Source organism: Archangium sp. Cb G35, assembly GCF_001896145.1.
Lineage (GTDB): Bacteria > Myxococcota > Myxococcia > Myxococcales > Myxococcaceae > Archangium > Archangium violaceum.
Genome location: NZ_MPOI01000015.1, coordinates 350,222 through 374,230, shown reverse-complemented (window position 1 = coordinate 374,230; position 24,009 = coordinate 350,222). Strand labels below are relative to the sequence as shown.

Sequence of the window (24,009 nt, the reverse complement as noted above, 5' to 3'; positions counted from 1 at the left end):
TGCCCGACCTCGCGTCCGGACCGGCTCAGCCCGTGCCCTGTCCTGGAGTCAGCCCGAAATGCGCCCGGACACGCTGGGCCTCCGCGAGCAGACCGGCGCCCGCGAGGCGTCCGGCGCACCAGCTCGCGGCATCGGACATCGAGCGGGCGGCATGGTACGGCGAGCTCGCCTGGGAGAAGTGCAGCACGCCGCTCAGCAACAGCCGCACGACGGGCGAGGTGATGATGAGGGCGCTGCCCAGCGAGAGCGTCCGCAGCGACTCCTTGTGCTCCTTGAGCCAGTGGATCTGCCGCTGGCGCTGCTCGGGGGAGAGCACGGTGAAGCTCACCGTGTCGTAGATGAGCGTGTGCTTCTGGTTGCGTGCCAGATAGCTCCCCCGCCTGGCCATGTACTCCTCGAACTGCTGATTCGTCGGCATGCCGGTGAACCGCACGACGAGCAGCGGCCACAAGGAGTCATCGAAGGTGATGTGGCTCGGGGTCGCCATCCCCCTCAGCGTTGCAGGGAAAACCCGTACGGGGCAAGCGACCCCCCTGCCCGCCTGGATGCCGCTCAGCCGCGCCAGGGCCGGCGGGCGGCTCCCCTACAATGGCTCGTTGCTCGCATGAGGGAAGGTTTTCGATGTGTTCCCAGAAGGCTCCCCGGACGGGCCCCTCTGCGCCGACAATCGGCGGAGCCACCCGTTGGAGAAGGCCACGATGAACGACTTCCAGTTCCAGGACATGCTGCCGCTCGGCAAGGACGAGACGCCCTACCGGCTGCTCACGAAGGATCACGTCTCCACCTTCGAGGCCGGCGGGAAGACCTTCCTCCAGGTCGCCCCCGAGGCGCTCTCACTCCTCACCCGCGAGGCCATGCGGGACATCTCCCACCTCCTGCGGCCCGGCCACCTCCAGCAGCTCGCCCACATCCTCCAGGACCCCGAGGCCTCGTCCAACGACCGCTTCGTGGCGCTCGAGCTGCTCAAGAACGCCAACATCGCCGCGGGCGGCGTGCTCCCCTCCTGCCAGGACACCGGCACCGCCATCGTCATGGGCAAGAAGGGCCAGTATGTGATGACCGGCGGCGGTGACGAGGCGGCCATCTCGCGCGGCGTCTTCGACACCTACCGCACCGCCAACCTGCGCTACTCGCAGATGGCGCCACTCGACATGTACAAGGAGGTCAACACCAACAACAACCTCCCCGCGCAGATCGAGCTCTACGCCACCGACGGCGACGCCTACAAATTCCTCTTCATGGCCAAGGGCGGCGGCTCGGCCAACAAGAGCTACCTCTTCCAGGAGACCAAGGCGGTCCTCAACCCGCAGAGCCTCCTGACGTTCATCGAGTCGAAGATCCGCTCGCTGGGCACCGCGGCCTGCCCGCCGTACCACCTGGCCATCGTGGTGGGCGGCACCTCGGCCGAGTTCGCGCTCAAGACGGCCAAGTACGCCTCGGCGCGCTACCTGGACTCGCTGCCCACCGAGGGCAACAAGCTCGGCCGCGGCTTCCGCGACGTGGCGCTGGAGCAGGAGGTCCTCAAGCTCACCCAGCGCACCGGCATCGGCGCCCAGTTCGGCGGCAAGTACTTCTGCCATGACGTGCGCGTCATCCGCCTGCCCCGCCACGGCGCTTCCTGCCCGGTGGCCATCGCCGTGTCCTGCTCCGCGGACCGCCAGGCGCTCGGCAAGATCACGAAGGACGGCGTCTTCCTGGAGCAGCTGGAGGCGGACCCGGCGAAGTACCTGCCGGAGACGAAGGACTCGGACCTGTCGGGCGACGTGGTGAAGATCGACCTGAACCGCCCCATGGCGGACATCCGCGCCGAGCTCTCTCGCTACCCCATCAAGACGCGCCTGTCGCTGTCGGGCCCCATGGTGGTGGCGCGCGACATCGCGCATGCGACCATCAAGGAGCGCCTGGATCGCGGCGAGGGCATGCCGCAGTACCTCAAGGACTACATGGTGTATTACGCCGGCCCGGCCAAGACGCCCGAGGGCTACGCCTCCGGCTCGTTCGGTCCGACGACGGCGGGCCGCATGGACGCCTACGTGGACCAGTTCCAGGCGCAGGGCGGCAGCTTCGTGATGCTGGCCAAGGGCAACCGCTCGCCGGCCGTCACCGCGGCCTGCAAGCAGCACGGCGGCTTCTACCTGGGCTCCATCGGCGGCCCGGCGGCGCGGCTCGCCAAGGACTGCATCAAGAAGGTGGAAGTGCTCGAGTACCCCGAGCTGGGCATGGAGGCCGTCTGGAAGATCGAAGTGGTGGACTTCCCGGCCTTCATCGTCGTGGACGACAAGGGCAACGACTTCTTCGCGGACATCAACAAGCCCACGAAGAAGCCGTGAGCCGTCCTCAGTGCTTCAACCCCGCCACGTGCGGGGTGGGCATGTTCTCCAGCCCGTGGGCGAGCTGGAAGGTGTAGCGCACCCGGGGGGCCGACTTCAGGCCCCCCACCACCTTGAAGAGGTAGTAGCCGCGCTCCACGTTGTCCGGATCCACCATCACCTGCACCTGGTGCAGGTCCGTGGTGTCGATCACCATCTCTCCCACCAGCCGCTTGCCCAGGATGAGCTGCACCACGGGCGAGCCGTTCTCCTCCGAGAAGAGCACCCAGTGGAGCGCCTCGGCGTCGTACAGCCAGGCTTCCTCCGTGCCGATGCTGAGGATGCAGTTGGTGTGATCCAGGATCCAATCCCAGAAGCGGTCGAAGGGGAGCGTCGCCCCCGATTCTGTCTCAATCGCCATGCCCTCCACATAGCGCAGGTCGGAGACCACGGCATCCAGCTCTTGGTATAATCTCACCGAGGGGGGACATCTGGACCGCATGCCGAACCTCGAGAACCTGAGCCCGTTCCATGCGGTGAATCTGCCCTCCATGAACAAGGAGGGAGAAGAGCTGTTGGTCATCTGCGTAGCGGGTAGATTCGACCTGCCTCCTGCGGGCCGGCCTTCCGTTCCCCCCAGTTTGAGTGAGGAGCAGAGCCCTCCCGTGATGGAGGACGTCTATTGGGGAAAGCCGGGCTCCTCCAGCTTGCGATACGAGGGACAGACCGCCTATCAGCGCCTGGGGACCGATATCTACGTCTCGGGCCACGCGTGGGCCCCACGAGGCAGGCCTGTAACCGAAATGCTCGCCGCCGTACGGGTGGGTCCCTACCAGAAAGGGATACACGTCTTTGGAACCCGGGTGTGGTACCGAGGCGTTTCGGGGCTCAAGGCTTCGGAGCCGCGGCCCTTCGAGTCCATGCCGCTCCGATACGAGCGCAGCTTCGGCGGTACGGCCCAGGTGGCGGGCAACGAGCCTCCTGCCTACGAGCCGCGCAACCCGGTGGGAGTAGGGTTGTATGGCTCCACGAAAGAGGCCGTCGAACAACCCCTTCCGAATCTGGAGGATCCCTTCCAGCTGATGCGCAGCCCGACAGACCGGGTGAACCCGGCGGGATTTGGCCCCATTGCTCGGAACTGGCAACCGCGCCTGGGGTTCGCTGGAACCTATGATGCGAAGTGGGTGGAACAGCGCGCCCCTCTGTGGCCACCCGACTTCGACGTGCGGTTCTTCAATGCCGCGGCGCCGGGGCTCGTCGCCTCGCCGGGACTGAAGGGAGGAGAACCGGTGGTCCTCGCGGGGCTATCGCCTGAAGGCCAGATGGCATTCCCCCTTCCCCATCATCGGCTGATGGTGAAGACCGTATTCCGCCACCGGGTCGACCGGCGGGAGTTGGTACTGGATGCGGTGCAGATCGAGCCCGACGAACGAGCGCTGACACTCCTCTGGCGCGCCGCCATCCCGGCCCATCGCGAGCTGACCCATCACGAGTACAGCCTCGTCCGGGAGTTGGAACCCTGGGAGGAGATGCCCAGGTGAACGCACGGCAACATGGCTCGGACGAGATGGTAATCGTCGGGTTGGGTCTGTGTACCCCACTCGGGTTGACCGCACGAACCACCCAGGTGGAGATGGCCGCGGGAACCGTACGCTTCTTCGAAACCGGCGTCCTGGATGCCACAGGCGAACCGGTCCGTGCCTCGGTGCTGAAACTCCTGGACCCCAGGCTCTCGCGAACAGAGCGAATGGTGTCGCTGGCGGTGACAGCGCTCCAAGAGGCACTGAAGGAGGTGGCTCCGCATGACCTCGCTCATCTGCCACTCCTCCTGGCACTGCCGGAACCAGGGAGTGGTGCCCCGTTCGACATGGAAGCCGTACGAGGGGTACTCAACCGCGCGGCGGCTCCGGTGCGGTTGGAGGTCTCCAAGGACGCGCTCTTCCACGAAGGCCGCGCGGGACTCTTCCGCGCACTGGCCGAAGCCACCCAAATCCTGAAATCCCGCCAGGCCTCCTGGGTCCTGGTGGGCGGCGTGGATTCGATGTGCGACCGTCAATCTCTGGCACACCACGCGCGAACAGGCCGGACCCTGGGGCCCGGAACGCCGGACGGCATCCTGCCAGGGGAGGGAGCTGGCTTCATCCTTCTGACTTCCACGGAGCTCTCCCGTCAACGGCGGCTGAAATCACGAGGCCGGGTGTTGGGCTGTGCCCTGTCACACGAGCCGCATTCCTTTCTGCAGCGGAAGCCCAACATGGCGGAGGGACTGACGAACGCCTTCCGTCAGCTCAGGCTCCATCCCTTGACGGGAGCCCGGCGGGTGGACCACATCCTGTCGTGCCAGACAGGGGAGACCTTCTGGGCGCAGGAGTTCAACTACGCCTACCTGCGCAACGCAGCACTGATGCCAGAGCCGCTGACAATGAGCCAGGTCGCCGAGAGCCTCGGAGACGCAGGTGCGGCAGCGGGAGCCATCCAACTCGGTAGCGCGCTGCACCTGCTGGGCAGGTTGGAAAAGAGCTCGGAAGAGCCTGTCCGCATCCTGATCTACGGTTGTGCTGATGCGGGACAAACCGGGGCCTGCATCATTGAGGGGGATACATGAGCAAGGTGTACGCCAATGGCCGGTCGGTGGTTCACAAGGGAGATGGCCAGGTCAATACCTGCGCGGTGCCAGATGTGTGCAAGACGCCCTCTCCTGGTGGGCCCGTGCCCGTTCCCTACGTGAACGTGGCTCGCGACGGAGATCTCTCCAAGGGGAGCGCGTCCGTGACGCTCGAGGGTAATCCCGTGGCCCTCAAGGATTCAAACCTGGGTACGAGCAGTGGAGATGAACCCGGGACGGCCGGTGGTGGGCTGATCTCCTCGAAGACCCAGGGAAAGATGACGTGGGCCAACGCCAGCATCGACGTGAAGATCGAAGGCAAGGGCGTCGTCCGATTCCTGGAGCCTACCCAGCACAATGGCAACACCTTCAACAGCGCATTCGCCCAGAATGGGAGGACTGGCTTCGCCTACGGTGATGACCGCGATCCCCTGGGCCCTTGCGACCTCTGTCAGCAGCCCAAGGAATCGCACCGGATCCATGAGCACAAGACCACCAAGGGCAACACGCAGACCCTGGTGAAGGAGCTCGATGCGAAACGGGCGCAAGAGGCCGCTCTCCAGCAAAACCGGCAAGGGCTCGAAACCACCCTGGCGGCACTGAAGGACCAGGGTGGCAACACCAAGACAGTGTCCTCCCAGATCAAGACGCTCAACGATCAGATCGGCAAGACGCGCGTGCTCAGGAGGGGAGCTGGGTACATGATTGGCGTCTTGCTCTGTCAGTGTGGCAGCGAGGTCTACGCCGCGATGTCTGGCGCCGAGACGGATGGGTTCAAAGCCGCAGTACAGTCCCTGGGATGGAAACTGGCAGGACCCGTCACACCTCCCCTGCAAAACGCCAATGGCCCGCTTTCGCCCACGCAGGAGGAGCGGCTGTTGAACATCCACAAAACCCTTCCGGGCAAGAACAACAACCGCTTTGGCGTGTGCGCGGCCCCCAAGCTCATCCAGGCAATGCAGAAGGCCGGTCACAAGCCACACCTCATGACCGAACAGTTCTATTCACCCACGGATCCCCAGAAGAGCGTCCGGGTGCGTTATCGAAAGAATGGCAGGACGGTCAAACATCAGTTCCGCGATGGGGATACGGTTCCCTCGTGCCGGACCTGCCAGAGCGCACTCCCCTGCTTGCTATGCGGTGATCGTCCGTGTCCTTGATTCAATGAGGGAAAGACAGACATGCTCCAAGAATTCATCGCCCTCGCCGAGCACTATGACCCGGGCTACTCCCGCAGGCTCCAGGGAGCCAGGCCCGAGGAGATCCGGAACCTCGAAGTGCTCGCGGGTCAGCCTCTCCCAGACAGCTACCGCGAGTTCCTCACCCGCCTGGGGAGGGACATGGGCGGACTCGAAATCGAGGGAGTCAACTTCCACATCGAACGCATCCTGGAATTCTACAAGAGCGGAGACTGGCCGCCCCCCAAAGGCTACATCCTCTTCGCCATCCAGGAGGATGATCCCCAGATGGATTACTATCTGGAATGCACCAGGCCAGGGCAAAGAGACTGCCCCGTCGTACGCTTTCCCAGCATGGGTGAGTTCTCCAGGGATGGATACTTCGACTCACTGGATCCTTCTCTAAATGACTTCCTCCTCTCCCTGGCCTTCTCGGAGAAACGCATGGAGGATTTCGATCTTCAACGGCTCTTGATCCCTTCCACGCAGAGCAAGAAGCAGGGGCCGGAGCACATCGAGAGTCCAATCAAGCTCACCCGTGTCATCGAAGAGCGGGCCCACCGCCTCGGGTTCGAGCGCGTGGGAACAACCAGTGTAGCCTATCGCTTCTACGATCAACCGGATGCCGCCCTCTATGTGCGGCTCGACGGCGCGGGTGGCCTCATGGGCGTCACGGCTGCCGCCCGGAACCCCCGTGATCTGGAACGCATCAGCGACATTCTCAGCAACCAGACTTCGTTGGTGGTGGCTTGACTCCCCGCTCGCTTCTGGAGCACCCATCCGCCTCGGAATTCCTCCGGGAGTTCCAGGAGGAACATCTGTCGGAGCTGGCCTTCCTGCTCGCGCAGCGCAGGCGCTATCTGCACAACCCCGAGGTGGAGTGGCCCGGCATCGAATCACTGGAGGTGCGGATCCGCCACCATGGCGAGGCGATGCAGGCGGGTGGAGATACGGCCCTCGCGTGCACGAGAGAAGCACTCGCCAGTGAGGCGCCGGACGAGCACACCGCGGGTATCCATGCCATCGCATCCCTCGAGGATGGAATCACGGAGATGCTGGCGCACCTGGCGGAAGCAGACGAGGTGCGGCTGCCGTGTTTCACCGAGGCCCTCACCCTGGTGCGGCATCCGCAACTTTCCGAAAGACTCGAGGCATTGCTGTCCTCGCCACGTCCAGAGGTACGGGCCACCACTGCGCGTATCCTCGGGCATCGCCACGAAACAGGGGCCGCACCCCTCCTACCGCTGCTCGATGACGCCGTACCGGAGGTTCGCGCCGCCGCGGCGCTCGCGGTATCAGAACTTGGCCACAGACCCGCGCTTCCCGTGTTGGAACGGAAGCTGCCCCAGGCCCCCCCAGACGAACTGGACATATGGCTCCTCGCGTCGCTGCGGCTCGGCTCATCTCGTGCACTGCAGGCTTGTCGCCAGGCCGCCCGGGGTGAAGGCCCCCTCTCTCCGAGAATCCCTTGGCTCCTTGGGCTGGCCGGAGCTCCCCAGGACTTCAGTTCGTTACGCCAACTCAGTCGCCGGCCCGAGTTGGTGAGGACCTCCATCGAAGCCATCGGCATCCTTGGAGTGCCCGCGGCCGTTCCGCTGCTCCTCGAGCACCTGGAGCACACCCAAGCCGAAGTGAGAGGAGCAGCGGCCTCGGCGCTGGCGCTGATGACCGGCGCGGGACTCACAGAGAAGATCCAGGTCTTTGATGAAGGGGCGGCTGATGAGGGCGCCTCGGAGGAGTCCGCGCGAGAGGTGATACGGCCGAGCACCGATAGCGCCGTGTGGCGGGCATGGTGGGCGGAGCACCGCTCCCGGCTGGAAGGGACTTCACGGCTGCGACTTGGTCAGCACTACACCCTGGACGCATGCATAGAAGAGTTGGCTCACCCCCGTAGTCCCTTCGACGCTCGGGCCCGTGCGGCGCTGGAACTGGACATCCGCTCCGGACAGCCATGTGGTTTTCAACCTGACTGGCCCATTCACCGCCAGCGGCAGACCATCGGGCGATGGCGGTCGTGGACGGAGCACACTGAGCGGGGAAGGACCCACACCTGAAGAGGGAGCACCAAGCGCCTCCGCATCCGGGGGTCTCGGAAAAGAAGAGGAGCGGAAGCCAGGGAAAATACGGATAGACGGAACGGCTCCTGATCCGGAATATGGCGGCGCACAAGGAGCCAACGCATGCGCACCCTGAAGCTCGCAGCATCCCTCACCGCCGCCCTCCTGACGCAGGCCTGTGGCGGGCCTGCCCTGGAGGAACCGTCGCAGCTCGTCACGAGCACCGCCGCGCTGACCACCGCGGTGTCGCGCGGGTGCACCTTCACCCTCACGTACAAGGAGGTCATTCCCCCCTTCCCGCCCACGTACGTGCCCGTCATCACCCGGCAGGCCTCCTCCACGTGCCCGTGGGGCGCGGGCAGCGTGGAGCTCCCGGGCGCGTACTCGGTCCCCGAGCTCTCGCTGGCCGCCAATGACCTCGGGGTCGCCGTCGGCTACAGCAACCGGTACTCGCCGAGCGGCTCCTCCGGCACCTGGCTGGAGATCCGTCACGTGGCTCCGGACACCCTGTCGGTGGTGCGCTCCGTGACGCTCGCGGCGCACGTCAACACCCGCCCCACCTACGTCAACGGCGAGCTGTCCATCCTCACCGATGGCACCACCCTGAAGGTCCGGGGCCAGAAGGGCGGCGTCCTCCCCGGAGAGAGCGGGAGCGGCCAGTACTACACCGCGACGTTCCCGGACTTCTTCACCAGCACCACGGCCCCCACCATCGTGGCCACGTCGGGGCTCGACACGCCGAGCGTGGGCTCCTGGAGCGCCACCGGCAACCTGACGACCCCGCGCTCCTATCACACCGCCACCCTGCTCAACGGCACCGGGGATGTGCTGGTGGTGGGGGGCACCACGGCCGAGGTGTTCAACCCCTACAGCAACGTGTCCACCCCCACGGCCGCGCCCCTCGCCGAGCGCATGGCGCACACCGCGACGCCGATCTCCTCGAGCCAGGTGCTGGTGGCGGGCGGGTGGATCGGCACGTCGCCGGCCACCTATCGCCAGAGCGCGGAGGTGTTCGACCAGACCACCGGCACGTGGACGGCCGCGGGCTCCCTGGCCACGCCGCGCAGCCACCACACCGCGACCCTGCTCGACTCGGGCAAGGTGCTGGTGGTGGGTGGACAGTCCACCGGCGGGGACACGAACACCACCGAGCTGTATGACCCGGCCACCCACACGTGGAGCCCGGCGGCTTCCGCCCCCACGGCCCGCTACGACCACACCGCCACCCTGCTCTACTCGGGCAAGGTGCTGGTGACGGGCGGCATGGGCGCCACGCTCGGCATGCTCCAGAGCGCGCAGGAGTACGACCCGGCCACCAACACCTGGACGTCCCTCCCGCCAATGAACAAGACGCGCACCCGCCACGCCGCCGTCCGGCTCTACTCGGGCAAGGTGCTCGTCGTCGGTGGCCAGGAGAACCAGGTGGAGCTCTACGATCCGTACAGCTACATCCCCTGGACCCTGGGAGCCGTCCTCCCCTCCGGCACCCTGGCCGTCAGCGCGACGCTGCTCTACTCGGGCGAGGTGCTCGTCACCCACTCCAACGGCGTGGCCTCGCTGTATGACCCGGGCGCGGACGCGTGGATGTCCGCGGGCACGATGACGTCGGCGCTCTACGGCCACACCACGACGCTCCTGCACTCGGGCCAGGTGCTCGTGACGGGCGGCTTCAACAACAGCATCACCGTCACCACCGCGCAGCGTTACACGCGCTGAGACGGAGCGGACGTGAAGACCGGGTGCCCTCGCCATTGCCGGGGGCACCCGCGCCTCACGAGACGTCCTCAGCGCTTCTGCGCGCGCCACGCCTCCTGCCCCTGGGCGTCGAGCGCGCGGAAATCCTCGTCACTGAGCTTCAGGGTGGCCGCCGCGGTGTTCTCCTCCAGGTGCTTCACCTTGCCGGTGCCGGGAATCGGCAGCATGACGGGCGAGCGCTGGAGCACCCACGCGAGCGCGATCTGCGACGGCGAGGCCCCGAGCTTCTTCGCGAGCGTGTCGAGCGCCCCGCCCTCCTTCGCCAGCGGACCCCCGGCGAGCGGGTACCAGGGAATGAAGCCGATGTTGTTCTTCTCGCAGTGGTCGAGCACCGCCTCGCTCTGGCGGTTGGCGAGGTTGTAGAGGTTCTGCACCGTCGCGACCTTGAAGAAGCGGCTCGCCGCCTGGATCTCCTCGACGGAGACCTCGCTCAGGCCAACGTGGCGGATGAGCCCCTCGCGCTGCATCTCCGCGATGGCGCCGAACTGCTCGTCGCGGGGCACCTTCGGGTCGATGCGGTGCAACTGCCACAGGTCGATGCGCTCCAGCTTCAGGCGCCGGAGGCTCATCAGCACGCACTGCTTGAGGTACTCGGGCCGGCCGACGGGGAGCCAGATGTTGGGCCCGTGCCGGGTGAGCGCGCCCTTCGTGGCGATCACCAGACCCTTCTTGTACGGCGAGAGCACCTCCGCGAGGATGTCCTCACTGACGAAGGGGCCGTAGCTGTCGGCGGTGTCGATGAAGTTGATGCCGAGCTCGGGAACGCGCGCCACGGTGCGGCGCGCCTCCTTGGGGTCCTCGGGGTCTCCCCAGATACCATTGCCCGTGATGCGCATCGCGCCGAACCCGAGGCGATTCACCTCAAGGTCGCCGCCAATCCGGAAGGTACCGCTCGCCGCCGCGTTGATCGCCGTCATCCGCTCTCCTCGTGCAAACAGGACAGGGCGGACAACCTAACCGGGGCCAGGACAGTGTGCAGGGGGTTCGCGGATTTCCCCTCTCCCCTCGGGAGAGGGACGGGGTGAGGGTATTGGATGACCCCGGGTTGAACCCCGTGTCTCCACTTGGGGTCCACGGGTTGAAGAACGGGCCCGGATACCCTCACCCTGACCCTCTCCCGGGGGGAGAGGGGATATTGGTGGGGGTAGTGGCGAGGTATTGGTGACGTATTGGCTCAGATCACCGCGTCGGTGGCGCGGCGGATGCGCTCCCAGTTGAAGTTGCTCGCCGGGTCCACCTTGCGGCCCGGGGCCACGTCCTTGTGGCCCACGATGTTCTTCATCGGGATGTCATACGTCTTGGCCAGGTACGGCACGAGCTTCTCCAGCGCCTTGTACTGGGCCTCGGTGAAGGGCGTCTTGCCGCTGCCGTCGTTCGTGATCTCGATGCCGAGGGAGCGCGCGTTCACGCTGGGGCTCTTGTCCCCGTGCAGCGCCGACACGCCCGCGTGCCACGCCGCCATCTTGTCATCCACCAGGTGGTAGATGGTGCCGTCCTGGCCGATCAGGTAGTGCGCGCTCACGTCCGTGCCCTTCTTGGTGAGCGTGGCCAGGTCGCCAGCCTCGTTGTTGGAGGCGGTGTGGTGCAGGACGATGGCGTCGATGTCCGCCCCGCCGCGCGAGCTGAAGTTGGCCGAGGGCACCCACTTCATGTCCGGCTTCTTCACACTGCCCGTGGGGGTGCCCGGGTTCGTCGGGTTGGTCGGCGTCGTCGGAGTGGACGTCGGCGGCTTCTGGCCGGCGAGCGCCTTGTCCATGGCGGCCTTCGTCTTCGGGCCGTACTCCCCGTCCACGCCCAGCTTCCACTGGGACTGGAACTTCTTCACCGCCGCCTCGGTGGCCGGGCCGTAGATGCCCGGGCCGGTGTTCATCTGCGCCTGGCTCATGTGGCCCAGCTTCACCAGGGCCGTCTGGAGCTGCTTCACCGCGGCGCCGGTGCTGCCGCGCTCCAGGCCCGCGGGGGGCGCGGTGACGCCAGAGGGCTTGCTCGGCGTGGTGGGCTTGGCCGGGGTGAGGTCCTTGAGCATCTCGGCGCGCGTCTTCGGGCCGAACACGCCGTCCGCCGTCAGCTTGTTGGCGGCCTGGTACTTCTTGAGCGAGGCCTCCGTCTGGGGGCCGAAGATGCCCGGGCCGGTGTTCATCTGCGCCTGCGTCATGTGGCCCAGCTTCACCAGGGCCGACTGGAGCTGCTTCACCGCCGGGCCCTTGGCCCCCTTGGACAGGGTCGCCGTGGGCAGCGAGGGGGTAGACGAGGCGGCGGCCGTGGCGAGGGCGGCGGTGTTGCGGGACGTGGAGGAGATGGTGCTCACGGGCGGCTCCGGGGGGTAAGCCCTGAAAATCAGTGACGGCGATGGAATTATCGCACGAGCGTCACGGAAGTTGCGTCCCCACCGGATTTCACGGGAGCTGTTCCAGCAGCCGCTCCAGCTCGTCCGGTTTGACGGGCTTCACCATGTGCAGGTTGAAGCCCGCCTCCACCGCCTGGTTCCGGTGCTCGCCGCTGTAGCCCGTCAGCGCCACCAGGAACACGTCCCGGCCACCCTCGGACTCGCGAATCCGGCGCGCCACCTGGAAGCCATCCATCCCCGGCAGCCCCAGGTCCACCAGCGCCACGTGCGGCTTCAACGAGGGGAAGAGCTGCACCCCCTTGAAGCCATCCTCCGCCACCTCCACCCGGTGCCCCCACATCTCCAGCAGCTCGCGCAGCACCTCGCGCGTGTCCTCGTTGTCCTCCACCAGCAGCACCCGGCGCCCCGCGGAGGCCTCGGTGGCCGGCGGCGGCGTCTCCAGCGCGGGCGCGGCGGCGACGGGCCGCGCCTCCGACAGAGGCAGACGCACCACCATCTCGCTGCCCTTGCCCTCGCCCTCGCTGTGCGCCATCACCTCGCCGCCGTGCAGATCCACCAGGCGCCGCACCAGCGTCAGCCCGATGCCCAGTCCGCCCGAGGAGCGCGCCAACTGCTGCTGCGCCTGCACGAAGAGATCGAACACCCGCGCCCGCAGCTCCGGGCTCATGCCGATGCCCGTATCCTTCACGCGCAGCACCGCCTGGCGCTCCTGCCCCCTGCGCTCCACCGTCACCCCGACGAAGACATGGCCTCCGTGCTCGGTGTACTTGCGCGCGTTGTCCAGCAGGTTGGACACCACCTGCTCCAGCCGCGTGGCATCTCCCTCCAGCCACAGACTCTCCGAGGCGGGCAGTGACACCTCCAGGTGCAGCCCCTTCTCCTCGAGCGCGCGCCGGCGCGCTTCCACGCTGTGCTGCACCACCTGCCGCAGGTCCACCGGCGCCCGCCGCAGCTCGATGTGGCCCCGGTTGAAGCGCGACACGTCCAGCAGATCATCCACCATCCGCGCCAGGTGCTGGCTCTGCCGCATCATCACCCGCATGGACTTGGACTCTCCACCCTCCGGCTGCGTGGCCATCTCCAGGTGCAGTGCGTTGGTGATGGCCGCCAGGGGGTTGCGCAGCTCGTGCGCCAGCATGGCCAGGAACTCGTCCTTGCGCCGATCCGCCTCGGCCAGGTCCACCGCCCGCTGCCGCAGCGCGTCCTCCAGCTCGCGCCGGGAGGTGATGTCCGTGAGGATGCGCACCGCCCCCACCGCCGTGCCCTCCTGGCCCTCCACCGGGTTGGCCGCCACGCGGTACCAGCGCCCGCCCAGGCACACCTCGGTCTCCTCCTGGCAGGACAGCACCGCGCCGCAGCTCGGGGGCAGCTCGGCCTCCGAGCCCGCCGCCGCCCGCATCAGCTCATCGAAAGGCCGTCCCAACACCCGCTCCTCGGTGAGCCCGAGCAGTTGCAGCAGGGCCTGGTTGACGCGCATCACCCGCCCGTGTCCGTCCAGCAGACACACCCCGTCTCCCAGCGAGTCGAAGGTGCTCTTCCACTGCACCGCCGCCGCGCGCGCCTCCTCCTCCGCCAGGCGCATGCGCAGCAGCGCGCGCACCGTGGACAGCAGCTCCGAGGCGTCCACCGGCTGCGCCAGGTAGCCATCCGCGCCGCTGTCCAGCCCCTCCACCTTGTTCTCGGGACGGATGTAGTTGGCCGACAGGTGCAGCACGGCGATGCCCGCCGTGCGCGGCTCGGCCTTCAACCGCCGGCACACCTCGATGCCGTTGAGGTCCGGCAGCTTCACGTCGAGGATGATGAGGTCCGGCAGGAGCTCGGCGGCGAGCTTCAGCGCCTCGGCGCCAGTCCCCCCCTCGCGCACCTGGAAGCCCGCCGCCTGCATCATGCGCGTGACGGCATAGCGGTTGGCTTCGTTGTCGTTGATGTTGAGGAGGATGGTTTCCCTATGCGGCACGTCGGTCTCCTCAAGAAGACTCTCGGGGGGCGGAAATCAGGTCTGGGCGGCACCGCCACCAGGCATCTGGCCCGGGCCGGAGAGTGCCCGCTGGAGGAGGTCGAGCGCCACATCCCGGGTGAGTCCACTCTTGGAGAGGATCCCCACCGCATGAGGGAGGAGGCGCCCGCGCTCCTGCTCGGTCAGCGAGCGGCTGGTGTGGATGATGACGGGGATGTCCCGGGTGGAGGACTCGCGCCGGAGCGCCTCCAGCACCTCGAAACCATCCATGCCGGGCAGCGACAGGTCCAACAGGATGGCGGCGGGCCGCACCTCCCCCGCCATCCGCAGCCCCTCGAAGCCCGTCGCGGCCTCGCGGAATTGGAGCGAGGCATCGGCCAACACCCGCTGGAGCAGATAGCGGGCGACCTCGTCGTCGTCGATGATGAGCACGGTCCGGACATGGGGTGTATCCCGCTCCAACTCCTGGGTGTCCCCGCCCTCTTCCCCCGCCACGCCCGGCCGCTGGGTGTAGTCGCGGGACACCGCCGCGAGGAAGGTGCTGCCCTGGCCCGGCTGGCTCTCCACGGTGAGCGAGCCGCCCAGCAACTCCGCCAGCCGCCGGGAGAGCGGAAGCCCCAGGCCCGTGCCCTTGACCCCCTGCTGGTGGGGCCCCTCCACCTGGACGAACTCCTCGAAGATGCGCTCCTGGTCCTCGGGGTCGATGCCCACGCCGGTGTCCCGCACCGAGAACACCACCGTGTCCCGGGGGCCCGGCTTCGCCGACACCCGCACCTCGCCCCGGGGGGTGAACTTGAGCGCGTTGGAGACGAGGTTGCGAAGAACCTGGGACACCTTGCGCTCGTCCGAGTGCAGCTCCGGCAGCCCCTCGGTCTCGTCGAAGACGAGCTGGACGCCCTCGTTCACGCGCAGCGGCCGGAGCATCCCGCGCAGCGCGCCGAACAGCTCCGCCACGGAGAAGCGCGTGCACAGCACCTCGGAGCGGCCGGACTCGATTTTCGCCAGGTCCAGCAGATCGTCGATGAGCTCCTGGAGGGCCTCGCCGGACTTGCGGATGAAGAGGACCTGCTTCTCCTGCTCGGTGGTGAGCGGCCCGTCGATGCGGTCCAGGAGCAGCCGCGAGAGGTTGAGCACGGAGCTGATGGGCGTGCGCAGCTCGTGGCTGACATTGGAGATGAAGCGCGTCTTCATGTCCGAGGCACGGCGCAGGGCCTCGGCCTTCTCCTCGAGCTCGGCGTAGAGGGCCACCACGCCGCGGTTGGTCTCCTCCAGCTCGCGGTTGAGGCGATCCACCTCGGCCTTGCGTGCCTGCAGCTCGTCGAGGACGCGCAGCAGGTCCGCGTTCTGCTTCTGCAGCTCCTCGGCGGCACTGGCGCGCCGCTGCCGCTCCAGCTCCTCCTTGAGCGACTCCAGCGCCTGGGGCATGGGGGTGAGCTGCGGCAGGCGCTGGACCATCTCCAGCAAGAGCCAACCGTCTCCGTCCCTGCGCAGCACCACCCGGTCCATCAGCCGCTGCGCCGGAGCGAGCGCGGGCCCGGGCCGGAGTGTCTCCGGCGTGTTGCCCGCGACGAGCCCCTCGTTGAACGACGAGGCCCGCACCCGCACGAGCAGGGAGGGCTCGGGCAGCTCCTCCAGCAGGAACTCGATGTGGCCGTTGGCCTGGGTAGCGGCGAGCCGCGCCACCTCGGAGATGGCGGTGGCGATGCGCACCTGATCCTGCCCGTCGAAGCCCAGGGACTGGGCGATGTGGCGCCCCCGCTGACGGGTGTTGACCACGTCCTGTCCGGTCCGTAGCTCAGCCTGGAAGAGAGAGGAGCTCACCGTGATTCTCCGTGAGGCACCTCGCGTGCCACGAGCACTGTTGCGTCGTCCCGGCCCCGGACGAAATCCCGATACAGCACCCCAGCCACCAGACTGGGGTGATGGACGAGCAGCCCGGGGTAACCGTCCAACTTCCACTGGGAGGCCAACCCGTCCGAGCACATGACCAGGGTGGCCCCCGCGCTCCACGGGTAGCTGAATTGCTGCATGCGGGGCGCCTGGTGCCCCAGGGTGCCATTCATGGAGACCAGCCGCTGGATGCCTCCCTCGCGCGACACCACGGCCGCGGAGATGTTGCCCACCCCCGCGTAGTGCAGCTGCGCGCCGTCCAGCGAGGCGAAGGACACCGCCGCGCCCCGGGTGCTGCGCAGCTCCTGGTGCGCGCCGCGCAGCAAATCCACCGGCCCGAGGGGACCCTGCTCCAGGAAGGACACCACCGCCGCGCGCGAGGCCCGGGCCGCCTCGGGCCCGTGGCCGAGCCCATCCGCGACGAGGAAGATGCAGCGGTCCGCCTTGTTGTCCACCGCCCAGGAGTCTCCGCAGACCTCCTCGCCCGGCATGGGCACGCACACCACGCCCACCTCCACCCGGGAGGCGGGGGGCGGCTGGCCGGCCCACAGCTGGGCCACCATGGCCGTGCCCACACCCGGCAACGAGTGGATGTCGAAGAGGGTGGACATCCGCCGTATGGCGCCAAGTCCCACGCCGCTGGTGCCGGCGGTGGAGAAGCCGTCCCGCAGGCAGCGCTCCACGTCCGCCATGCCCGGGCCCTTGTCCAGCGCGAGCACCTCCACCCCGACATGCGGGGCCGCATGGAGCGCGCGCAGGATGATGAAACCGTCGCGCGCGTGGGCCACCAGGTTCTTGGCCGCCTCGCTCACCACGATGGCCACCTTGCCCTGGGCCTCCTCCTTGAACCCCAGGCGAGCGGCCAGTGCCGCCGCCGTCCGGCGTGCATGTCCCGCCTGGCTGCTCTCCGTTACCGGAATCACCGTGGAGCTCACTTCCATCGTGTCACCGTGACCCTCGTGCCCTCCCCTACCTTGGAGACGATGTCGAAGTCGTTCACGAGCCGCCGGGCGCCCCCCAGCCCGAGCCCCATGCCGCCACCCGAGGTGTACCCGTCACGCAGCGCCAGCTCGATGTCGGGAATACCCGGCCCCTGGTCCTCGAAGGACAGCCGCAACCCCTTGCGGATGCCCTCCTGGAGGAGTTCGAGGGTGACCTGGCCGCCCCCGCCATAGTCCAGGGTGTTGCGCGCCAGCTCGCTGGCGGCGGTCACCATCTTGGTCTGCTCCACGAGGCTGAACTTCAGCTCGGCGGACCACGTGCGCACGGCCTGGCGCACGAGCACCAGGTCCTGCGCCGAGCGGATGGGCATCACCTCAGTCCTCAAGACTTGCATCCGAGACCTCGAGCCCGACCTCGTCGGCCTCCATGGAGGCCTGCAGCAGCGCCATGCCCTTCTCCACGTTGAGGGCGGTGCGGATGCCGGGCAACGACATGCCCAGTTCCACCAGGGTGATGGCCACCGCCGGTTGCATGCCCACCACCACCGTCTGTGCATCCAGAACACGCGACATGGTGGCGATGTTGCCGAGGATGCGTCCGATGAAGGAGTCCACCACCTCCAGCGAGGAAATGTCGATGAGCACACCTCCAGCGCTGGTCTCGACGATCTTCGCGGTCAGGTCGTCCTGCAGGCTCACCGCGAGCTGGTCATGCATGTCCACCTGGATGGTGACCAGCAACACCCGGCCCATGCGGAGGATGGGAATGCGCTCCATGTAGATGACTCCGGCTAGGCCTTGCCCGACGTGCGCGGGCTCGGAGCGCTGACGCTCTGGTTGAGACGCTTGAGGGCCCAGTTGAAGGCCCCGGCCACGCTGGACTTGGTCACCACGCCGGCCAGGTCCACGCCCAGGTGGACGATGGTCTGGGCAATCTGGGGACGGATGCCGCTGATGACGCACTCGGCGCCCATCAGCCGGGTGGCCGTCACCGTCTTGATGAGGTGCTGGGCGGTGAGGGTGTCCACGGTGGGCACGCCGGTGATGTCGATGATGGCGATCTCCGCCCCCGTCTCGACGATGCGCTGCAGCAGCGTCTCCATCACCGTCTGGGTGCGGCCACTGTCCAGCGTACCGATGAGCGGCAGGCAGACGATGCGGTCCCACAACTGCACCACGGGGGTGGACAGCTCCAGCATCTCCTGCTGCTGGCGCATGATGACCTCCTCGCGCGCCCGCTGGTGCACCTCGGTGGTGTACAGGCCCAGCTTGTCCAGCAGGAGCGTGGCGGTCCACATCTCCTCGGTCACCACCTGCGGCTGACTGGCGTAATCAGCGCGCAGCCGATCGAACAGGGGCTGTTTGAAGCTGAAGATGAAGGTGGCCGTCTCCGCGGGGGAGAAGCCCTGCAGGCCGCGCGAGCGCGACAGCCGCTCCAGCATCTCCCGGACCGATGCGAAGGTGGAGCCGCTGATGTCGGTCAGGTTGCCCTGCCCGGTGGCCTGCGTCAGCAGCCGGAGGAACTCGGCGCACTGCTCGCGCAGCTCGGCTTCCTTCATCAGCGCGTCACGGCGCATCCCGCCGGTCGTCATGGCAGTGAGCCATTCACCAAGCAGCTCGGACGGATATTTCTTGAGAATCTCGTGGATTCGAGTGGTCAACGAACGCCTCCTGGGGTCCGGCCTGTACCACACGCGGGGCGCTCACTCTCGGCTCACAATCCGTCCCCGGTACACGATTGTGACGAATGTTCATTCCTCGATAGCCAGCGGGGCGGGAGTGAAATTCCCACGAGGCTCTGGCACGGGACGTGAATGTTCCGGAGGAGGGCCGGGAGCGGGGGCTCACCCCAGCAGCCACACCAGAAGGAAGCCCACCGCGAGCGCGGCGAGGAACAGCCCGACGGCGAGCCACCCCCGGGCGGAAGGCGGCGACGTTCCCGTGGGGGAGGAAGCCTCGGCCTCGCCACCCCCGGCCTCTCCGCCCTCGACCTCTCCGCCCTCGGCTTCGCCGCCCTCTTCAATGGCGCGCACCAGCCCGGACTCCTCCCCCGGCTGCTCCACGTCGAAGGCCACACGCACCTCGCGCGAGTGCGGCGTCGGGACAGGGGGAGCCCCGGTGGCCTCCGGCCGCGCCTGGGGCTTGGACTCATCGACGACGACCACCTCACCGGAGGGGACGAAGCCGGCGGGGGCGTCGAGGGCCCGGTGCTCGAAGGCCAGCGCGGTGGGCGGCGCGAAGGCGGGCATCTCCCGCTCGGGAATGGGCCGCTGGGGCGGGGGCCCGCGCCGCAGCAACTCCGCGAGCACGCCGTCCTCCACCACCTTCTCCTTGGCGAAGGCCTCGCCCATCACCCGCGCCAGGTCCGCATCGCCCACGCCGGGCGCGTACTTCTCGCGCAACTGGCGCAGCGCGGCCCCGAATGCCGCGGCATCCGGGAAACGGGCCTCGGGGTCGACGGCCAGCGCCTTCATCACCGCCTCGTCCACCTCGGGCGGCAGGGGCCGGTGCTGGCCCGGCGGCTCCCACTGGGGGTAGGCCGCGCGCTTCCACCGCTCGGTGACATCCCCCTTCTGCACCAGGGGGCGCCAGGCGAGCAGCTCCCAGAGCACCACGCCCGTCGCGTACACGTCCGCCCGCCGGTCCACGCGCCGCTTCCGGGCCTGCTCCGGCGCCATGTACGAGATGCTGCCCATCACCACGCTCGGCGCCGTCTGCGCCTGCTTCAACGTGGACTGCGCCGCGCCGAAGTCGATGATTTTCACCTCGCCCGCGTAGGAGATGCACACGTTGGCGGGGGACAAATCCCGGTGCACCAGGTGCAGCGGCAGGCCCTGCTCGTCCGTGGCGTCATGCGCGTACGCGAGGCCCTCGCACATGCGCTCGCCGATGAGCAGCACCAGCCCCAGCGGGAGCGACTTCCCACGGTTGCGCAGGCGCCAGGCGAGCCGGTTGAGCGTCTTGCCCGCCACGTACTCCATGGCGAGGTAGAGGGCGCCGGACACCTCGCCCATGGCCCACACGCGGGCGATGTTGGGGTGGGACAGGCGCAGCACCACGCGCGCCTCGTCCCGGAAGCGGGCGAGGAAATTCGCGTTGCCCGCCAGGCCCGGCAGCACCTTCTTCACCACGCAGGCGCGGCCGGACGCCTCGCCCTGAAGCTCCTCGCGCGCGAGGAACACCTCTCCCATGCCCCCATACCCGATGCGCCGCACCAGGGTATAGGGGCCGAAGGGAATGGGCCCCGGGCTCGAGGCCTCCTCTGTCTCAGGCGCCCTGTCCAAGCGCTCGGAATGCCTTGCGAGCCGCCCGGAGGATGTGCGCCACCTCGGGCTCGTTGATGGCCAGCGACAGGAAGGCCGCCTCGAACTGGCTGGGCGGCAGGTACACGCCCTCCTCCAGCATGAGGTGGAAGAAGCGGCCGTAGCGCGCCGCATCGCTCTTCTTCGCGCTCGCGTAGTCGAACACCGGCCCCTCGGTGAAGAAGACGGTGAACATGCTGCCCACGCGGTTGATGGTGACGGGGACCTTGCTCTCCTCCGCCTCGGCGCGCAGGCCCGCCTCGATTTCCCGGCCGATGAAGTCCAGGCGCTCGTAGACGCCCGGCGCGCGCAGCGCCTGGAGGCTCGCGATGCCCGCGGCCACCGCCACCGGGTTCCCCGACAGCGTGCCCGACTGGTACACCGGGCCCTCGGGCGCAATCTTCGACATGATGTCGCGCCGGCCGCCGTAGGCCGCCAGCGGCATGCCGCCGCCCACCACCTTGCCGAAGGTGCTCAGGTCCGGACGCAGGCCGTACACCTCCTGCGCGCCGCCGCGGGCCAGCCGGAAGCCCGTCATCACCTCGTCCAGGATGAAGAGCACGCCGTGCGCGCGGCACAGCGCCTGGAGGCCCTGCAGGTAACCCTCCTCGGGGATGAGCACGCCCATGTTGCCCACCACCGGCTCGATGATGGCGCAGGCGATGTCCTTGGCCCGCTCGGAGAAGAGCTTCTCCACCGCGCCCAGGTCGTTGTACGGCGCCGTGAGCGTGAGGGCCGCCACGTCCTTGGGCACGCCCGGCGAGTCCGGCAGCCCCAGCGTCTCCACGCCGCTGCCCGCCTTCACCAGGAAGGGGTCACCCGCGCCGTGGAAGCAGCCCTCGAACTTGAGGATGTAGTCGCGGCCCGTGTAGCCGCGCGCCAGCCGGATGGCCGCCACCGTGGCCTCCGTGCCGCTGGAAACCAGGCGCACCTTCTCCACGCTCGGCACCGTGGCGCAGATGAGCTCGGCGAACTGCACCTCCATGTCCGTGGGCGCCCCGAAGGTGGTGCCTCGCCGCGCCGCCTCGGTGATGGCCGCCAGCACGGGCGGGTAGGCATGACCCAGGATGAGCGGGCCCCAGCTGCCCACCAGGTCCACGTACCGGTTGTCGTCCACGTCCGTCAGCCACGCGCCCGCGCCTTCCTTGAAGAAGACGGGCTCACCGCCGACACCCCGGAAGGCACGCACCGGGGAGTTCACACCGCCCGGGATGCGCTCCTGCGCTCGGGAGAAGAGGGCCTTGCTCTGCGAGTGGTTCATGAGGGCTCCATAACACGCGGCCTGGACACCACCGGCGTCACTCCTTCTCCGCCAGTCCGCCGCTTGATTTCCGCCATGCATTCCCCCCCACATGGCGCCATGGAATTCTTGTTTTTCAGTTTACTTTGGGGTGGGAGAAAAAACCCCGGCAGCGGTTTTATACGGTCTCGGGCCCGAATGCATATGCCCGGGAGTCAGGAGTCGGATTGAAGGCCTCGCGCATGGACCCAACCCTCCGCCGGTGCTGGCGCCTGGGCGCACTGCTCGCCACGCTCGGTACCACCCCGGCCCCGGCCGTGGACGAGCGGCCCATCTCCGGGCCGCGCCTCCCTCCGCTCACGTGCTACGCGGGCTACCTGAAGCTCGAGGCCCCGCACGGACTCGAGGGCGTGCGCGCCGCCATCCGGCAGGCCATCGCCCGGAATGATCAGGGCGCGCTGCTCTTCCTGGAGCAGCGGCTCGCCGAGGTCATCGGGAAGGACTCCCAGGCGGCGCTCCAGGTGGCTGGGTGGGCGGACACCACGCCGGAGCCCGAGATGTCGCTCTACCTGCGCGCGGTGCGGGAGACGGAGGCGGTGCGCTCGCCCGCGGTGTTGGACAGGCTGGCCAACATGGCCGAGAGCCACCCGGACCCCGGCCACCAGGCCAGCGCCCTCATCGCCCTGGAGACGCAGCACCGCTTCGAGCCGGCCATGCTGGAGCGCCTCACCACGCTGGCCAGGAAGGACACGCTCACCACCGGCGTGACCATGCACACGGTGCGTACCCTCGGCCGGGTGATGGACAACGACTTCCAGCGCACCGGCCGCTTCGACCCGTACATGAGCAGGCTGCTGGAGGTGGCGCTGGACTCCACGGAGCCTAGCGTGCGCGGCCTGGCCATCGAGATGGGCACGTACCCGGACGCCCGCATCGAGGGACCGTTGCTCCAGCAACTGGCGAAGCTCCAGCGCGAGGATCCGGACCCGGACGTGCGCGAGATGGCCGCGCTGGCGATGTCCTCGGGGCGTGACACGCGGGCGGTGCTCGAGGCCTTCCGCCAGTCCTTCCCCCAGGAGAAGAGCGAGTGCGTGCGCTGGGCCATCGTCCGCTACGCGGTGCGAGCGGCGGGCGCCGGGGCCCTGCCCCTGTTGAAGGAATTCGGGCAGCAGGACGCGCGATTCCGGAAGGACCATGCCGACTTCAAGGCGCTGTATGACGCGGGCCACGTCGACTTCAACCGGGTGTTCTCCAGCAAGCCCAACCACCACCGCTGCGAGGGGTAGGCGATGAGCACGGGAGCGAAGAAGACGTGGGTGGGCGTGGGCGCGGGGCTGATCGCCGTGCTCGCGGGAGCGATGGTGTGGCTCTCGGGCGGGGGGGACGAGCCCTCCAATGAGACGCCGGCTCCGGCATCGGCCCCCGCGGCGAAGGGTCCTCCACCCCAGGACATGCTGCGGGCGGTGCCGTGCGAGCTGGACTCGCTGGTGGAGGAGTACCGCCAGGGCAAGGACTCTCCGGCGTGGCGCCGCTACGTGAAGGAGCAACTGCGCGGCATCCTGGAGAACCTGCCCCCCGAGCAACTGTGGGCGAAGGTGGAGGCGGAGCAGGACCCGGAGGTGCTGGAGGCGCTGACGTCCCTGTGGGTGATGCGCTTCAACCTGACAGGGGACAGGGCGGTGCTGGTGCGGGTGCTGGACAAGACGGGGCGCGAGCCGGACCCGGGGCGCAAGGCGGCGATGGTGCGAGCGCTGCGGGCCTCGGACGAGCCGGCGAGCGAGGTCCTGGCCCGGGCGGAGTCCACGCGGCGGGCATATCGGCAGTGGGTGAAGGACCCGGCGCCCGAGGTGCGCGAGGCGGTGGTGGGCAACCTGACGGACGAGGCCGCGCGTGGCTTCGGGCGCATCCAGGGCGTGGCGGAGCAGGCGGTGGCGCTCGCATCGGAAGCGAGCGACCCGAAGACGGCGGCGGGACTGCTGGGCGCGTCCTCCCTCGAGGCGGCGCGGGCACCGGCGGTGGACACCGTGCGGCAACTGCTGCGGGAGTCCGAGCACCCCGAGGTGCGGGCCGCGGCGGCGAAGGCGCTGGGCACGGTGCAGGTGGGCGAGGCCGGGAGGACGATGAAGGCGCTGACGGAGCGCTTCGCCACGGAGGGCTCCCGCGAGGTGCGCGGCGCCATCCTGGAGGGCATCTCGCGGCTGGGCCTCTCGAACGCGGTGCCGGTGCTTCAGAAGCTCGAGGGCGTGGACCCGTCGATGGACGGGGAGATCGACACCTGGCTCTCGCTGCTGGCCTCGCAGCCGCAGACGTGGAACCTGCTGCTGCGAGACAAGCAGGCGCTGGAGCACGGCCGGGGCCAGAAGGGCTGAGCCCCCAACCCGCGAGACACCGGACACAGGAGCGGACACAGGACCCGTGAGAAGTCCCC

The 24,009-nt window shown here is 68.3% G+C and carries 21 protein-coding genes; 9 read left to right on the top strand and 12 right to left on the bottom strand.

What is annotated here, in order from left to right; translation table 11 throughout:
- Positions 1-25: 25 nt before the first annotated feature.
- A complete protein-coding gene (locus tag BO221_RS40405; protein ID WP_073566238.1) occupies positions 26-487 on the bottom strand; it encodes a hypothetical protein in 462 nt (153 codons plus the stop codon).
- Positions 488-698: 211 nt separating this feature from the next.
- On the opposite strand from BO221_RS40405, the gene BO221_RS40400 reads away from it, so the two are divergent.
- Positions 699-2,330, top strand: coding sequence for a fumarate hydratase (locus BO221_RS40400; protein WP_073566237.1), 1,632 nt, complete (start codon positions 699-701; stop codon positions 2,328-2,330).
- A gap of 7 nt (positions 2,331-2,337) precedes the next feature.
- Here the strand turns inward: BO221_RS40400 and BO221_RS40395 are convergent, their stop codons facing one another.
- On the bottom strand, positions 2,338-2,730 hold the full coding sequence (locus BO221_RS40395; RefSeq protein ID WP_073566301.1) for a hypothetical protein: 393 nt from the start codon (positions 2,728-2,730) through the stop codon (positions 2,338-2,340).
- A gap of 79 nt (positions 2,731-2,809) precedes the next feature.
- Between BO221_RS40395 and BO221_RS40390 the strand changes: the two genes are divergently transcribed.
- The 6 genes from BO221_RS40390 (at position 2,810) to BO221_RS40365 (ending at position 9,865) form a co-directional block, all read left to right on the top strand.
- Positions 2,810-3,850 (top strand): DUF2169 domain-containing protein, encoded by a 1,041-nt coding sequence (locus BO221_RS40390; RefSeq protein WP_073566236.1) that lies wholly within the window; start codon positions 2,810-2,812, stop codon positions 3,848-3,850.
- Entirely contained in the window at positions 3,847-4,914 is a 1,068-nt protein-coding gene (locus BO221_RS40385; protein ID WP_083682179.1) for a beta-ketoacyl synthase N-terminal-like domain-containing protein, read from the top strand. The genes BO221_RS40390 and BO221_RS40385 overlap by 4 nt, the downstream gene beginning before the upstream one ends.
- Positions 4,911-6,074 (top strand): DUF4150 domain-containing protein, encoded by a 1,164-nt coding sequence (locus tag BO221_RS40380; RefSeq protein ID WP_073566235.1) that lies wholly within the window; start codon positions 4,911-4,913, stop codon positions 6,072-6,074. Before BO221_RS40385 ends, BO221_RS40380 begins: the two co-directional genes overlap by 4 nt.
- A 21-nt stretch (positions 6,075-6,095) precedes the next feature.
- Positions 6,096-6,845 carry an SMI1/KNR4 family protein gene (locus BO221_RS40375; protein WP_073566234.1) on the top strand — a complete coding sequence of 250 codons (750 nt, stop codon included), beginning with the start codon at positions 6,096-6,098 and terminating at the stop codon, positions 6,843-6,845.
- Positions 6,842-8,146: a HEAT repeat domain-containing protein gene (locus tag BO221_RS40370; RefSeq protein ID WP_073566233.1), complete on the top strand. Its 1,305-nt coding sequence runs from the start codon at positions 6,842-6,844 to the stop codon at positions 8,144-8,146. The genes BO221_RS40375 and BO221_RS40370 overlap by 4 nt, the downstream gene beginning before the upstream one ends.
- A gap of 126 nt (positions 8,147-8,272) precedes the next feature.
- Positions 8,273-9,865, top strand: coding sequence for a kelch repeat-containing protein (locus tag BO221_RS40365; RefSeq protein WP_073566232.1), 1,593 nt, complete (start codon positions 8,273-8,275; stop codon positions 9,863-9,865).
- A gap of 68 nt (positions 9,866-9,933) precedes the next feature.
- Here BO221_RS40365 and BO221_RS40360 read toward each other — a convergent pair whose 3' ends face one another.
- The 10 genes from BO221_RS40360 to hemL all read right to left on the bottom strand — a co-directional run bounded on the left by BO221_RS40360 (position 9,934) and on the right by hemL (position 21,602).
- Positions 9,934-10,821, bottom strand: a complete 888-nt coding sequence (locus BO221_RS40360; RefSeq protein ID WP_073566231.1) for an aldo/keto reductase — start codon at positions 10,819-10,821, stop codon at positions 9,934-9,936.
- 257 nt (positions 10,822-11,078) lie between these two features.
- Positions 11,079-12,212 carry an N-acetylmuramoyl-L-alanine amidase gene (locus BO221_RS40355; RefSeq protein WP_073566230.1) on the bottom strand — a complete coding sequence of 378 codons (1,134 nt, stop codon included), beginning with the start codon at positions 12,210-12,212 and terminating at the stop codon, positions 11,079-11,081.
- Between the two features lie 88 nt (positions 12,213-12,300).
- Positions 12,301-14,208, bottom strand: a complete 1,908-nt coding sequence (locus BO221_RS40350; RefSeq protein ID WP_073566229.1) for a response regulator — start codon at positions 14,206-14,208, stop codon at positions 12,301-12,303.
- A gap of 36 nt (positions 14,209-14,244) precedes the next feature.
- Positions 14,245-16,029 (bottom strand): ATP-binding protein, encoded by a 1,785-nt coding sequence (locus BO221_RS40345; RefSeq protein ID WP_073566228.1) that lies wholly within the window; start codon positions 16,027-16,029, stop codon positions 14,245-14,247.
- Positions 16,026-17,039 (bottom strand): ATP-binding SpoIIE family protein phosphatase, encoded by a 1,014-nt coding sequence (locus BO221_RS40340; protein WP_073566227.1) that lies wholly within the window; start codon positions 17,037-17,039, stop codon positions 16,026-16,028. Before BO221_RS40340 ends, BO221_RS40345 begins: the two co-directional genes overlap by 4 nt.
- Positions 17,030-17,434 (bottom strand): anti-sigma regulatory factor, encoded by a 405-nt coding sequence (locus BO221_RS40335; protein WP_073566226.1) that lies wholly within the window; start codon positions 17,432-17,434, stop codon positions 17,030-17,032. The genes BO221_RS40340 and BO221_RS40335 overlap by 10 nt, the downstream gene beginning before the upstream one ends.
- Positions 17,415-17,816, bottom strand: a complete 402-nt coding sequence (locus BO221_RS40330; RefSeq protein WP_073566225.1) for an STAS domain-containing protein — start codon at positions 17,814-17,816, stop codon at positions 17,415-17,417. The genes BO221_RS40335 and BO221_RS40330 overlap by 20 nt, the downstream gene beginning before the upstream one ends.
- A gap of 14 nt (positions 17,817-17,830) precedes the next feature.
- Positions 17,831-18,700, bottom strand: coding sequence for an STAS domain-containing protein (locus tag BO221_RS40325; protein ID WP_083682177.1), 870 nt, complete (start codon positions 18,698-18,700; stop codon positions 17,831-17,833).
- 183 nt (positions 18,701-18,883) lie between these two features.
- Positions 18,884-20,323 carry a serine/threonine-protein kinase gene (locus BO221_RS40320; protein WP_233166476.1) on the bottom strand — a complete coding sequence of 480 codons (1,440 nt, stop codon included), beginning with the start codon at positions 20,321-20,323 and terminating at the stop codon, positions 18,884-18,886.
- Complete coding sequence (hemL, locus tag BO221_RS40315; RefSeq protein WP_073566223.1) at positions 20,307-21,602, bottom strand: glutamate-1-semialdehyde 2,1-aminomutase; 1,296 nt, start codon at positions 21,600-21,602, stop codon at positions 20,307-20,309. The genes BO221_RS40320 and hemL overlap by 17 nt, the downstream gene beginning before the upstream one ends.
- 221 nt (positions 21,603-21,823) lie before the next feature.
- Here hemL and BO221_RS40310 point away from each other — a divergent pair, with 221 nt between their 5' ends.
- Together BO221_RS40310 and BO221_RS57480 are read left to right on the top strand one after the other, a co-directional pair.
- Positions 21,824-22,867, top strand: a complete 1,044-nt coding sequence (locus tag BO221_RS40310) for a HEAT repeat domain-containing protein (RefSeq protein ID WP_233166475.1) — start codon at positions 21,824-21,826, stop codon at positions 22,865-22,867.
- A 3-nt stretch (positions 22,868-22,870) separates the two neighbouring features.
- On the top strand, positions 22,871-23,950 hold the full coding sequence (locus tag BO221_RS57480) for a HEAT repeat domain-containing protein (protein WP_083682175.1): 1,080 nt from the start codon (positions 22,871-22,873) through the stop codon (positions 23,948-23,950).
- The last annotated feature ends 59 nt before the right edge of the window (positions 23,951-24,009 follow it).